The sequence below is a fragment of the Motilimonas sp. 1_MG-2023 genome (genome assembly GCF_030547455.1).
Lineage (GTDB): Bacteria > Pseudomonadota > Gammaproteobacteria > Enterobacterales > CBDFNC01 > Motilimonas.
In genome coordinates, this window is sequence record NZ_JAUOPX010000054.1 from 15,532 (window position 1) to 28,631 (window position 13,100).

11 protein-coding genes are annotated in these 13,100 nt (G+C 39.7%); 6 read left to right on the top strand and 5 right to left on the bottom strand.

From position 1 onward, the window contains the following. Window positions 1–9: 9 nt before the first annotated feature. The 3 genes from Q4519_RS19490 to yddG all read right to left on the bottom strand — a co-directional run bounded on the left by Q4519_RS19490 (window position 10) and on the right by yddG (window position 3,374). Window positions 10–1,185 (bottom strand): pepsin-like aspartic protease, encoded by a 1,176-nt coding sequence (locus Q4519_RS19490; RefSeq protein ID WP_303515222.1) that lies wholly within the window; start codon window positions 1,183–1,185, stop codon window positions 10–12. 56 nt (window positions 1,186–1,241) lie between these two features. Continuing rightward, complete coding sequence (locus Q4519_RS19495; RefSeq protein ID WP_303515224.1) at window positions 1,242–2,213, bottom strand: sensor domain-containing diguanylate cyclase; 972 nt, start codon at window positions 2,211–2,213, stop codon at window positions 1,242–1,244. A gap of 225 nt (window positions 2,214–2,438) precedes the next feature. Beyond that, entirely contained in the window at window positions 2,439–3,374 is a 936-nt protein-coding gene (yddG, locus tag Q4519_RS19500; protein WP_303515226.1) for an aromatic amino acid DMT transporter YddG, read from the bottom strand. 612 nt (window positions 3,375–3,986) lie between these two features. Here yddG and Q4519_RS19505 point away from each other — a divergent pair. Beyond that, window positions 3,987–5,063, top strand: a complete 1,077-nt coding sequence (locus tag Q4519_RS19505) for a type I restriction endonuclease (protein WP_232801737.1) — start codon at window positions 3,987–3,989, stop codon at window positions 5,061–5,063. Between the two features lie 299 nt (window positions 5,064–5,362). Then, on the top strand, window positions 5,363–6,598 hold the full coding sequence (locus tag Q4519_RS19510; RefSeq protein WP_303515230.1) for a site-specific integrase: 1,236 nt from the start codon (window positions 5,363–5,365) through the stop codon (window positions 6,596–6,598). Window positions 6,599–6,613: 15 nt separating this feature from the next. On the opposite strand, the gene Q4519_RS19515 is transcribed toward Q4519_RS19510, so the two are convergent. Next, complete coding sequence (locus tag Q4519_RS19515; protein ID WP_303515233.1) at window positions 6,614–7,972, bottom strand: ATP-dependent endonuclease; 1,359 nt, start codon at window positions 7,970–7,972, stop codon at window positions 6,614–6,616. Between the two features lies 1 nt (window position 7,973). Beyond that, on the bottom strand, window positions 7,974–8,966 hold the full coding sequence (locus tag Q4519_RS19520; protein ID WP_303515236.1) for a reverse transcriptase family protein: 993 nt from the start codon (window positions 8,964–8,966) through the stop codon (window positions 7,974–7,976). Between the two features lie 578 nt (window positions 8,967–9,544). Here Q4519_RS19520 and Q4519_RS19525 point away from each other — a divergent pair. The 4 genes from Q4519_RS19525 (at window position 9,545) to Q4519_RS19540 (ending at window position 12,644) form a co-directional block, all read left to right on the top strand. Beyond that, complete coding sequence (locus Q4519_RS19525; RefSeq protein WP_303515239.1) at window positions 9,545–10,459, top strand: hypothetical protein; 915 nt, start codon at window positions 9,545–9,547, stop codon at window positions 10,457–10,459. Window positions 10,460–10,546: 87 nt separating this feature from the next. Next, the gene (locus tag Q4519_RS19530) at window positions 10,547–10,777 is read left to right on the top strand and encodes an AlpA family transcriptional regulator (RefSeq protein ID WP_303515243.1); all 231 of its coding nucleotides are present in this window, start codon (window positions 10,547–10,549) and stop codon (window positions 10,775–10,777) included. Next, window positions 10,777–11,046, top strand: a complete 270-nt coding sequence (locus tag Q4519_RS19535; protein ID WP_303515246.1) for a hypothetical protein — start codon at window positions 10,777–10,779, stop codon at window positions 11,044–11,046. Before Q4519_RS19530 ends, Q4519_RS19535 begins: the two co-directional genes overlap by 1 nt. Then, window positions 11,037–12,644 carry a replication endonuclease gene (locus tag Q4519_RS19540; protein WP_303515249.1) on the top strand — a complete coding sequence of 536 codons (1,608 nt, stop codon included), beginning with the start codon at window positions 11,037–11,039 and terminating at the stop codon, window positions 12,642–12,644. The genes Q4519_RS19535 and Q4519_RS19540 overlap by 10 nt, the downstream gene beginning before the upstream one ends. Window positions 12,645–13,100: the final 456 nt, after the last annotated feature.

A 13,100-nucleotide genomic window follows, 5' to 3' on the forward strand; every position in this document is an offset into this window, starting at 1 on the left:
GACATTTCCTTATCGTAAAAAAATTGTCGCAGGAGTCGGTTGTTGACCAACAATAATTTTTGGTCCGTTTGGCTTATTAAATATCCATATTCCTTTAGGTCGAATTTCGCTTTCAGAAACAGCCTCATACTCATAAACAGTGTAAAGGTGATCCATCAGCACCGAGCCTACTAATAGAATATTCTCCGCCCCTTCGAGCCCTTGAAACTGAGAAATTGTTTTACCAGCTTGCGTGCCGGCCTCAATCCTACATTTATAAATGTTACTGCTTATTTCAAGCCGACCGTAATGCGTGTCCCCTGGGTTACCAATGGTAATAGTGACAACTGGCGAATCATTGTCAGTTAATTGGAATACTCGGGATAACACTCTGTTGTCGCCTTTAAATTGAGATGAACCGGTATCTAAGGCAAAAAACATATTGGTTCCAATAGGTTCTCCGCCAACAGAAATAGTTGCTTCAGGTGTTGTCCATAAATAGCTCGCCTCCTGTTGGTAGCATGACCAAGGCAAGAATAGATATTCAAGAGAGGATGCATAAGTGTTGTCTAAGGTGCCAAAACCAATATAGCTTGTTGAGCTATTGTCATTAGCGCCAGCTGTTAGAATGGATATATAAGGATTATCTTTACTGACCAAGCCTTTTTGCATCAGGTTTAAAAAGAAATGGAATGGTTCGCTTTCATTGCTATTAAACGCTTTACGCCTAAATGGGGTTGGGGTATTTGTGTTAGTTGCTGTTGTAGATTGACGACTGGGTAAGCCAATACCGCCATCCCAATCTAATTCTGCAAACTGTTGACCCGAGTAATTTTTGGCAAGGTAAATATCGTTGAAAATAGTTAGGGTAGGGTTGTTATTTGATAGTGTTAATTTGTCGTTGCCTGTTTCAACACTCATCGTGCCCCATGGGCCAAAACTAACTGATTTGGTTGTTTGGCTACGCCAAGTGAAAGTGTTAGATGCTTGATAATCGAATCGCTTGTTTGCGTAATGTTTACAGCTGTTTTTGGCGCAGAGGCTAGACGTTATCCAGTTGAAGTCACTACCAGTATCGAAGCATATTTTTAACGTTTGTTTTGGTGAGCCTATACCAATATCACAATACCAAGGGGTTGCACCGTTACTCTGAAATGGCCCTCTCTTTAGAGGTAAATTGAAGCCGTGATTAGTGATTACAGTCATTATCATCCTCGCTTTATATCATGGGATATCGATACCTATATCTTGTTAAATATTTACTAGATGAGTTTTGAAATGAAGCTGATGCTGTCAATTGAGCGTGCATTATCTCGCTCAATATCCTCTGAATATTGGCTAACGTTATCTCTGCCTTTACTTTTGGAGTAATACATTGCCGTATCGGCGCGATGTAAAATATCTTTTATATCACTATCATCTTTATTAATAGTGGTTACACCTATGCTGATGGTAGCGTTAACAATATAATCACCAGCGATACAAGGTGTATCTTTGACTTTGACTCTTAATTGTTCTGCAAACTTGGTTGCTTCGGAAAGAGTCATATCACTGAGTAGAATCGCAAACTCCTCACCACCGATACGTCCTATATAACTTGTTTCGCTTAATTGCTGCTGAATAACAAACACTATGTGTTTTATAATTGCATCACCCGCGACGTGGCCAATTGAGTCGTTGATTAGTTTAAACCTATCAATATCAACCATTAATAAAGAGTGATTTTGTTGATGTGGGCGGTCATGCAGTAGTGCATTAGACAGGGTGCTGGTAAATGATCTTCGATTGAAAACACCGGTGAGCTCATCGATTTCAGATAGCTCTTTTAGACGTTGCTCTAAATAATGGCGTTCGGTGATATTTTTTGCCATCCAAACAACAGTTCTTTCGCCATTTTCAACTAGAGGAAGTGGCTTAATAATACCTTCAAACCAGATTTCTTGCGGGACGGGAACATCAGCAGGCAAGTCAATCATGTCTTGCTTGTCGAACTTATAAGTTACGGTTTGAGTCTGGTTTGTTTCTAGTGCAGCGGTGATGTATGAGAGGAAATCGTTGGCCATTTCAGGGGGGGCGATATCGAAAAGTGATTGCCCGATAAATGGCTTACAATCGAAACCCGTGGCATTTTCAGCTCCGCCATACACATCAACATAGATACCTGATTCAGAGAACACAAAGACATGATCCGGCAGGGAATCTAAAACAGTAAAATATCGTTCACTCAATTCCATTTGTTATGCTCAAGCTGGATAGGTACGAAGATTGCGTTGAAACTATAGGTAACACCGTATAGCCAAGTCAATTGGATTGATATGGGAGTGTTCATTTTCATGACACTTGGCATATTAAATGGGCTATTTTGTTGCAATATTTGAATTAATACGGTTGAAAAAACCGTGAATGATTAGCTTTGCTGCTCTGCTTTTGTATTTTGAATGCACTGAGCGTAATACAAGCTAGGTTTCAGTTTTCACTGGTGATTTAACATTATTACTCGACGTGGTCTTTTCTCTGGTGACAAAAAAACAAATTATTGAACCGAGTGTAACAAGGGCAACACCTTGCCAAAATGACGCCCCAAGCGTGACAGATAAATAGACCGAAGAAAAAAGCGTAGCAAAGACCGGAGTAAAATAAGAAAGCGTACCCAAAAGCATGATATTGCCACCAATAACAGCTCTATTCCATAACGCGTACCCTGACCCCATCACAACACCAGACAGCAACAGTGTTGCAAAAGTGCTAAACGTGAAGTGAAAACCAGACTCGTCGCTGAACGCATATTTAATCCATAGGGTAATAGCGGTCGCAATAAAAAATAACGCAATAGGGTTTTTTCCATCACTCATTTTTTTTGTGATTGTACAATAGGTCGCCCAAATCATGGCTGCTGAAAAAGCCAGAAAGTAAGTTAACGGGTTCTCGGCAATATTACTCATTAATATGTTAATGGAAATGCCGCTATCGCCAGAGATGCACCAAGCCAAGCCAATAAACGCGATAATCACACTGGGATAAACCAATACATTCACTTTACGCTGCCCAGTTATAACGGTTAACAGTATGGTAATGGCTGGCCACAAGTAATTAATCACGGCCATTTCCATTGACTGGTGCCTGTCATTAGCCATCCCTAAAGACAGCGCAAAACACACCTCATAGGACACGAACAGCAACCCCCCGATGACAAGGTAACGCTTAGGAAAGCTGTTGATTTTGGGCACCCCCATAACCGACACTAAAAAAATAGAACTAATGGTGTACAACATAGCTGCGCCACCTATGGCGCCAAAAAGCTCCGACACATCCCTGATCAGCGCGGTTAGGCTGCTCCAAAGCAGGATCGCAACCACCCCAAATAATGTATATTTGTGCTTAATAAATAAAGACATAGTAAACCCTAACAGAGACAAGGCTAGCTGGCGCTACGCCAAGATAACAACACTTAGGCTCTAGCACAAGATACTGCAAATTGACGTTTCATAAAGTGGATAGCTCTGGAGGGAGACCTGCACATAAAGACGAAAAGGAAAGTGGCAACTTATAGCGTTATCAGCGCGGCTACCCTTTATTGCCCGAGTTAAGAGATAGACACTTTGCTGACCACTTAATGCCTATTGTTATCTTGGCTATGCTGCTGGATGCAGTCGTTCAATTTAACTTTATCCGCTTTGGCTTATGGTCTTCAAGAAGGGCGAAGTCGCCTGCAAACAGGTATTCAGTAATGATGAGTATTTCATAATTCGCAAGCTCTTTATCAAATTTTCAAAAAACCAACGCGGCCTGCACTGACGACGTGCAATTTACCGAGCGACTCAAGCGGCTGCTTTCTGTTTTTGTAAGTTAGTGCGTTGTAGTTTGTTGGCAAGGCTAGGTTTGTGAATAAGCTTATATACCACTTCAAGAATGGTCAAAAACCCTACCTCCCTCAAGTATTTTTATTTGTATCTTGATGTATATTTGATTTTGCAGTTTGACTATTACTTAATTTTAACGGGATAAATATGGATTTCATTGAACGACTTCAAGCTCTTTCGAAAAAGGTTCCTCAAATATCAGGTAATTTAGCGACAGAAGAAGCAACTAAGAATGCCTTGGTTATGCCATTTTTACATTCGGTTCTTGGTTATGATGTATTTGACCCGAGTGAAGTTATACCTGAGTTTACTGCTGATGTAGGCACTAAAAAGGGTGAAAAAGTAGATTATGCTTTGGTTAAAGATGGAGCTATTCAGATCCTTATCGAATGCAAGAAATATGGAGATCCGCTCTCTACTAAGCATGCTAATCAGTTATTCAGGTATTTTTCAGCAACAAATGCTCGATTAGCCATCCTAACAAATGGCGCTCAATATCAATTTTATACTGATCTTGACGCACCAAACAAAATGGATGAGAAGCCATTTTTGACTCTCGATCTTGAGGATTTGGATGAACATGTTGTTCCTGAGATAAAAAAGCTGACAAAGTCTTCGTTTGATGTTGAATCTGTAGTGGACGCTGCAGGAGAGCTCAAATACCTAAACCAGATAAAGAAAATATTGCATGAGCAGTTTGTGGATCCTGACGAAGAGTTTGTGAAGTTCTTTACATCCAAAGTGTATGAAGGTGTTCAAACAGCAAAAGTTAAATCTCAGTTTTTAGAAATTACCACTAAAGCATTAAAGCAGTTCCTTAATGACAGTATTAATGCTCGGTTAAAATCAGCTATTGGCGATGACCGGAAGGATGCTGTTAAAGTAGAAGCTCAAGAATCGAGTCAAGAAAGTGATATTTCCACTGAAAAATCAAAAGTGCATACTACAGAGGAAGAAATTGAAGGCTTTAATATTATCAAAGCGATCCTAAGGCAAAAAGTTGAAGCCCAGAGAGTATGCGCTCGCGATACTCAAAGTTATTTTGGCATATTACTCGATGATAACAATCGCAAGCCACTATGTCGTTTATGGTTCAATACTAGGCAAAAATATATCAGTATCTTTGATGAAGACAAAAATGAAACTCGCCATCCAATAGATACTCTTGATGATATTTTCAACTTTAGTGAGAAGCTTCAGAATACGTTAGCACTCTATGAATAAAGAGGCAGAATCACTGTTAGAGCCAGAAAAGAAAAAGCACCTAACATCAATGATATTAAGTGCTTATAAATTTGGTGGCCCCTCGCAGACTTGAACTGCGGACCTACCGATTATGAGAGAGATTTTTCAGTGTTTTTTGCATATCTATGCACGAACACCGATGAACAGGAATGAACTTTAAATAATTAATATTCAATGGCTTAAGATTTAGCCTCTTGTTCGTTGTTGTTCATTACTTAACCTTAATGCATACTTATGAAGCTACAAACCTGCTACATATTGCATTTTGGGGTGAAAAAATGGCAAAACGAGAGAAGATAACGATCAGCTGTATCAAGCGCCTTGTTCCAGCCGATCAGCGGGTCAACGATACCGAGATAGCAGGTTTTCATGCCCGCATATCAGAAGCGGGTAAAATCGTTTATTACCTCTACTATCGCCTTAATGGTAAACAGGTGAATTTCAAGCTGGGCGCTCATGGTTCCATCACACCAACCCAAGCGCGCGACATGGCAAAAGCCAAAGCGGGCGAGGTAGCAAATGGGGTGGATGTTCAAGCCGAGAAGAAACAAGCCAAGCGCGAAGTTGAGCGCAGCAAGCAAAATAAACTCGCGGTATTTTTGGATGAGCACTATTTGCCTTGGTTGCAAACCCGCAACGCTAAAACGGCTGAAAAAACCATCAAAACGATCAAGTCTGGTTTCCCCGATTTACTAGACAAGCAACTCTCCGATATTAATGCATGGGTGTTAGAGCAGTGGCGCAATGAAAAACGCAAAACAGGCGCAAAGCCCGCCACTATCAACAGTTACATAAACCCGTTAAAAGGCGCGATTAGCCGCGCTTGTGAATGGGGACTACTGGAAAGCCATGACTTATCGAAAGTGAAAACCCTCAAATCTGATAACAGTATTGTGCGCTACCTTGATGCCACCGAAGAGCAAGAGCTATTGATGGCGCTTGCGGCGCGAAACCAGCGCATCAAAGATGAAAGGGAAAGTGGCAACTTATACCGTTACCAGCGCGGCTACCCATTATTGCCCGAGTTAAGAGATAGACACTTTGCCGACCACTTAATGCCCATAGTGATAGTGGCCATGAACACAGGGATGCGCCGTGGTGAAATACTTAACCTGAGCTGGAGCGCAGTACATTTCGATGAAAATTATTTAACTGTGATCGCGGATAATGCAAAATCAGGCAAATCAAGGCATATTCCCTTGAAAAAGAAAGCAAAAGACGCTTTGCAGCAATGGCAACTGGATACCAAAACTAGCGGTTATGTATTTGAAGGGGAAGAGGGCAAACCCTTAACCGACCTGAAAAAGCCGTGGGCTAACTTGCTGAAAGCCGCTGGCATTACCGAATTTAGATTTCACGACCTGCGCCACCACTTTGCCAGTAAGCTAGTGATGGCGGGCGTAGACCTCAACACAGTGCGCGAGCTATTAGGCCATGCTGACCTAAAAATGACTTTGCGTTATGCCCACCTAGCGCCAGAGCATAAAGCGGCGGCGGTTGGGTTGATTGGGTGAGGTAGAACTTTTATTTTAGCTGAGGAAATTAATTATTTTTTGGCTTAGAATTGATGTTTCAGTTGGGAAAATACTTTCTAAGTAATCATATAGTTTTTCATGTGAAATTAGTTGTTGACCTCCGTGGTTTTTCGTTAATTTCCAATAAAGGTTCTTTGCTCTTTTTGATGTTCTAGTGCCATCTATTGAGTTGACTCGAGGTATTCTTAGATCCAAATCGTATCGTGATAAAATTTCCATTTCGATATTAGGGTAAGGTAAGAAAAATACATTGTTAATATTATTGTGGTAACTTTCTTCTTTTTGATCACCATCAAGAATTGCGATTACATTATTATCGGCTGTTAAAAATTCATGTTCTTTATTACGCTTCATAAGATCAATTACTTGAGAGCCACCTGCTATGTAAATAACTTGATACTTGTTAAATATTTTTTCTTCTCGAGAGATAACATATCTAATGTAGCGTTCGAGGCATTCGTCTTCTGTTAATATGTATTTGTCGTAACCATTAAATTCATATAGAACACTTTTGATGAAGTTATAAGATCGATTTTCAAGAGATACAGCATGACTTTGTTCATCTTTTTCGATGTAAAAAAGCTCATCTTTTGATAATGTCTTCATTAACCCTAGAGAGTGTGTGGTGAATATTATGTTTACATGGTAATTGTCACAGTAATCTCTTAAACATTTTATTAAATTTACTTGCGCGCTTGCATCAAGAGATATGTCTATCTCATCAATGAAGATAGCTTTTTTTCTATGTTGTATATTTCTGTATAAACTTATTACGAAATATTCACCTGAGCTGAAGTAATCCTCTCTTATATAGTATCTTTCATTTTCATCCTTTAATATGAAATAATAGTTGTTTTTCTTTATGGCTACGGATTTTAAATCATTAAATTTTTCATTTTGGTAGACTTTGTTTAGAAATGTTATCAAGTCATCCGGCCTAGAGTACTCTCCAATGGCAATTTTTGCTCTGATTTCTTCATCTAATTCAGAAAGGTATCGAAATTGACTAAATCTATTGCCGTGCGGGATGGGAAGCTCGACTAGAAATAAATTTTTTATTTCATTTGGTATATCTTGCCTTGTGTCAATTACACCTAATCTACTGTTGTAGGTGAATTTTATCTTTTTGTTATCAATTTTATATTGCACAGAGCTATCATTGTTGAAAATATATGGGGCTGCCGTCTCTATAAATGTATTGTTTAAGTATAGGTTTCTAATAGCTCTAAGAAGAGTTGTCTTTCCTACGCTGTTTTTACCCGCTAAACACATCAATTTGTTTTTTGTTAAATCAAAGCTTAGGCTAAGATGTTTGATGTGTTGAATATTTTTTATATTTATTTCTATATTCAATTTATTTCACCGACTTTCTTAAAAACATATCAATTAGAGTGTTGCCGTACTTTCTTCTTAGTTTTGATAGGTATGCCTTGTCCATTGCATTTATTCCAATGAGGCGGCCGGATAGTGATGAAATAGCAAGCTCTCTTGTTGGTTTATTTTCGCCAGTTCTATCTTTGATTTTTAGTTTTTCTTTTGCATAGTTGTCAAATTTTTCAAGGTTGCTTAGGTAAAAGTTTAGTAGGATTTCAACTTCATTTTTTTCTTTACTTGATATGGTTACTATTCCATTTTGAAGAATGTTGAACCCAAGGATTTTAACCTTTTCATTTCTGCTTTGTACTTTTGTTTTTTTGCTATTTAATGATAACTTCTTTCCGACCTCTGATTTTAGTATTTTAGTGACTATTGACTCTAATGGATATGTATCCTCTAGGTCATTTGTAGATATGATTATGTCATCTGAATATCTAGTATATGTTAGGCTGTTTTTTGTGCAATATTCATAAAGCTTGTTGTCAAAGTTAAATAAACATAGATTGCTTAGGAGTGGTGATGTTGAAAACCCAGCCGGTATGATGTTTTCGACTGTAAATAGCCCAAATAGTAACTCTTTGTAGTTGTCGATGTCTGAAATAGGCACTTCATTAAGTTGGTTATTAATTACATTTTTAACGATGTTTTCATCAAGGCTACCAAAAAAATTTCTGATATCTGTTTGAAAGTAATACTGATTGTTGGCGTGTTTTTCAACAGCATCTCTAATTGCAACCCCTTTCCTGTATGAAAAAACAACATCTTTGTTGTATTCTCCAAACTCAAGGATGCTACCATTAATAAATCTATGTATTTTTTTTAATTTTTCTGACGGCGCATAAATCGTTCTTTGCTTGGTGATTATTTTTTTGCATTCATCAGTGACTACAATTTCTGTTAAGTCTGAAAAAGTTAACTTATTATGAAATGTTGAATCAAAAACTTCTCTAAGAGTTCTAACATCATTCATACTCTTCACGCTCTTGACCTCTAACATACTGAGAAAGATGATAAAGATATATCATTAGATAATATTTTTCATCCTTATCGTATTTTATTGGATACTTTTTGTTGAAATAGTTTTGGGCTTACTAGAGATATCTAGATGTGTAAAGGGGGGAACTCAGTAGAGCCTTACAATCGAAAATTATATTTGAGGGAGCCTAAGTGTTAGCGCATCACGAGGCAGTAGTTGAGTTGGTTTATATTCTGTAGAGGGATGATATAGATTTTTTTAACAAAGCCGTAGGGTTACAATCCTATATCGAACAAGTTCAATCTGTTCGATATAGGGGTAACATTCATCATAGCCTGTAGTGACCTTGCGCAATGACTGGAGATGCTCCTAGTCGCTAGGTGTATTCCAATATTACTAAACTGGTATCAAAAATCAAGTTTTATGCTAAGTGGTACGTTCTAAATCGCAATGCACAGCTCTCAATAATGCTAAATAATGAGAGCCAGAGGGCGTAAACCGCACTTCTTAGTTGAGCTGGGCTAATCTGAATCATATCCTAATGCTACGTTTATCATCATAAGTGATTGTTTATGAAGCCTCGCCACTTTTATTTACCCTCTGAAATATCTAATGTGACCCGCTTATTAGCAGGTGATTTGCTTGATGCGGTCGCTCGGGAAAGTCTGACGCTGTGTGCTTGGGTTGAAGCCAGAAACTTAGGCTTGATTGGTAAAGGTAAGGTGTTACTCGGTACGTTTGATTATTGCGGTAACATTGGTTTAACTGCTGTACAAAGTAAGCAATTGCTTTGCTACAACAAAAAGGTGCAGCTTGAATCCTTTATGGTGCTTGAGCCTGAGTTAATCACTGGTATTGATGATTGCAGGGCGCAGTTTTCTCACCTTAATAGCACACAACTTTCAGGTGTTGATTATCAACCCAAAGTACCAGAGCAGCCTTTTTTTGCAACGCCTAGCGTGGCTGAAATTAGCGACTTTACGCGTGGGAATCAAACCGCTTTTAGCCAAATGAAGGCCGCGCAAGAAGCAAGTGATCATGCAGGTGCATTTAACTCATTTCTTAACGCCTTTACTCCAAAAGAAACCCAATTAGGTTATCTCCGTTTAATCATTAAGCCGGAGCAATTGCGCTTTGATATTCGTGATATTGAGCATGTGTTTGGCGCTGATGCGGTCAAAGCCAATGTGACACAACAATCCCTTGATGGCGAGTCAGCCCTTAATAAACCAGCAGTTGAAACGAATCCTATTAAGTTAATAGCGGCTCGATTGCATAAAGCTAACCCTAGCTTTGATTCTCGCAAACATTGGTATGCGCTTAAGCATGACGTTGAGCAAGGGGCTAAGCAGTTTGATGTTGATTGCCTGATTGATGAGATGGACAGCAATAGCATTGAGTTTTTTGGTTTAGATGTAAACCAAAGCAGACGCGTCACCTATAAGACTTTTCAAAACTATTTATCCGCGATTAAACAGCAGAAATAACTGCTTTCCCAACCAGCTTCCCAACTAGCTTCCCGCTGATGCTGGGAAAGCTAAGGTGTCTCTCAGTCAACCACTGGAGATACCAAGATGAACATATCTAACAAACGCGCCCTTAATGAACAAGAAACCTCTTTATACATAGGCATGAGCCGATCTTTTTTGCGCCAATCGCGCATGGACGGCGAGCGCGCAAACCGCACCATTGCCCCGCCATTTATTAAAATTGGTCGCGCAGTGCGCTATCTAAGAGAAGACTTAGATAATTGGCTAAACAGCCAGCGTAAGCTAGTTCACCTTAGTCAAGCGGGAGAAATGTAATGACCAACTCCCAAGTAACGTTAACCCCTGAACAATTAACTATTTTAGCTTGGCTGGCACAGGGCAACTTTATTGAAATTTGCTCGGATTATTGCGCCAATCAAGGCGATGTATATTTGTCAGCTCCACTAGAAGTGAGGGTATTTGATAAGACGGTGCGTAAGTTGTTGCGTGAAGGTCTGATTGAATTCCAAAGTGTGGCTTATTTTGGCGTGCGCTGGGATAGGTTTGTGATCACTGCAAAAGGAGAGGGGCGTGTATGTGGTTAATTGAAAATAAATTGAAGCTGGTGGACTGGGATGATCGCCAGTTTGTTAACGATATTATTAGCCATTTACCCTATGACCTTCAGCGCACTGTGTTTGAACTCTACATGGGCATTGATGGCAAGCGTCAGCGCAATATTTGGTTACGTGAAACCAAGAGTGAATTAGTTAAACGCTTGCCTATTTCGTTTGAACGGTTGAATTTGAACTGTGATGAAGATGAAATAAAGATTGAAGCCAAAAAGCATAGTCGGGCGGTGCTGGATATTTTAGGGTCTGTTGGACATGGTTATCCTGAGCTTTACCCTATGCTAGAGGGTTACGTTAAACCTTTAGGCATTAAGCCGCCTAGCTTAGATGCCTATAGCCTAGAAGGTTGTGTCTCAAGGCTAAAAGATATTAGTTGGTGGATGCGGCGTTTGCGCCGTTTTCATATGCGGGCAATTGAAACCGTATTCCATGCTATAGGCCAAGTTAACCGTAAGTTAGGAATATACTGTTCGCATCATACGGTTAATGTACGCATTAATCAGAAGCATAAAAGCCGTGAATGGCTTGAAGCCACGATTGCCACTAATGATGAAGGGCAATCGTTTAGCCTGTTAGAGCTAAGCCAAATGGGCGTAGCTGATCCTAAGATTCGTAAAACTGAATTGATGGTGCGGGCGCGTGGCTTTGAAGACTTATCCCAAGATTTAGGCCATGTTTCCGCCTTCTTAACCATAACTTGTCCGTCTAAGTACCATCGCTGCTATGCGAAAACAGGGCAGAAGAATCCGAACTGGCAAGGCTATACGCCCCTAGATGGACAAGCCTATTTAAACCGTCTTTGGGTTAAAGTGCGGTCTAAGTTGCAACGTGAAGGCGTCAGATTTTACGGCTTTCGGGTTGCTGAGCCGCAACATGACGGTACACCACACTGGCATTTATTATTGTTTGTTGAGCATGATAAGTACGATGTGATGGTTCAAGTCATGCGTACTTACGCCTTACAAGAAGATGGCGATGAACATGGCGCACAAAAGCACCGCTTTACTGAGGTGAAAATTGACCCTGAAAAAGGTTCGGCCACGGGTTACATTGCTAAGTACATTTCTAAAAATATTGATGGTGAGAATTTAGATTCAGGCATTTACGGCGAAGACCCAAAAGAAGCCGCTGTTCGCGTTGAAGCGTGGGCGTCATGTTGGGGTATTCGTCAGTTTCAACAATTAGGCGGTTGTTCGGTAACGGTGTGGCGCGAGTTACGCAGACTTAAAGCATTAACCGATGATGCAGACCCTAAGCTAGTCGATATTCTCAACGCCGCTGACGATGGCGACTGGATGCGTTACACCCAATTAATGGGCGGGGTATTTTGCCCTAGAGCTAAACAAGCCTTTAGACCACATTATGACATTACCTTTGACAAACAAACGGGAGAGATAAACCACAGCCAGTATTCAACCAATGAACTGATCCAAAGCCTGAAAGGCATAGTCGCTGATGGCAAAGTGTTTATCTCACGCATTTTTCGTTGGAAGCTTGAAACAAAGTACACCATCAAAGAGTTTACTAGCTTGCCCCAAGCGCCTTCGCCTTACTTGGAGTTCTGTGAATAAGTGTATTTTTCATTAGGGTATTCGCATTTGTCAAAATAAAAGTTTTTAGTTTCAGGGTTGTAGATGGAAATTTTATCCTTTCCTATGAAGGCTAGCCTCTCTTTTTCTTCTAGGTCTTTGTTTTTGCAATGGGTGTTAGGGGCGTAGTTAGAGTGGATAATTATATCTTTGTAGAACTGATTTCTAAAATCAGAATTTCCTAATATAACCAAAGAGAAAATATAAGTGGCTATAGCAAGGTACATAAAACCAAAAAGTTTAATTGTGTACCTCCTTTCTAATAATTTGGGCTTTTGACAGTTTGTTTTTGCCCCCAATACATTTTTTGACTTTTTTTTAGCACAGCTTTTTATGAAGGCCGATAAAGCTAGTAATGCTGAGTGTAGTGGTCAACTAAAACTGGCCACCTCGTTATAAGTTTTGAAGTATTCTGCTTCAGCCTTTTGTGGCGATAGC

Excerpts from the sequence above, each read along its gene's own strand:
- Q4519_RS19525 (WP_303515239.1), top strand. The coding sequence starts at position 9,545 with ATGAAGCCTCGCCACTTTTATTTACCCTCTGAAATATCTAATGTGACC.
- Q4519_RS19505 (WP_232801737.1), top strand. The coding sequence starts at position 3,987 with ATGGATTTCATTGAACGACTTCAAGCTCTTTCGAAAAAGGTTCCTCAA.
- Q4519_RS19535 (WP_303515246.1), top strand. The coding sequence starts at position 10,777 with ATGACCAACTCCCAAGTAACGTTAACCCCTGAACAATTAACTATTTTA.
- Q4519_RS19495 (WP_303515224.1), bottom strand. The coding sequence starts at position 2,213 with ATGGAATTGAGTGAACGATATTTTACTGTTTTAGATTCCCTGCCGGAT.
- Q4519_RS19530 (WP_303515243.1), top strand. The coding sequence starts at position 10,547 with ATGAACATATCTAACAAACGCGCCCTTAATGAACAAGAAACCTCTTTA.
- Q4519_RS19490 (WP_303515222.1), bottom strand. The coding sequence starts at position 1,185 with ATGACTGTAATCACTAATCACGGCTTCAATTTACCTCTAAAGAGAGGG.
- Q4519_RS19540 (WP_303515249.1), top strand. The coding sequence starts at position 11,037 with ATGTGGTTAATTGAAAATAAATTGAAGCTGGTGGACTGGGATGATCGC.
- Q4519_RS19510 (WP_303515230.1), top strand. The coding sequence starts at position 5,363 with ATGGCAAAACGAGAGAAGATAACGATCAGCTGTATCAAGCGCCTTGTT.
- Q4519_RS19520 (WP_303515236.1), bottom strand. The coding sequence starts at position 8,966 with ATGAATGATGTTAGAACTCTTAGAGAAGTTTTTGATTCAACATTTCAT.
- yddG (WP_303515226.1), bottom strand. The coding sequence starts at position 3,374 with ATGTCTTTATTTATTAAGCACAAATATACATTATTTGGGGTGGTTGCG.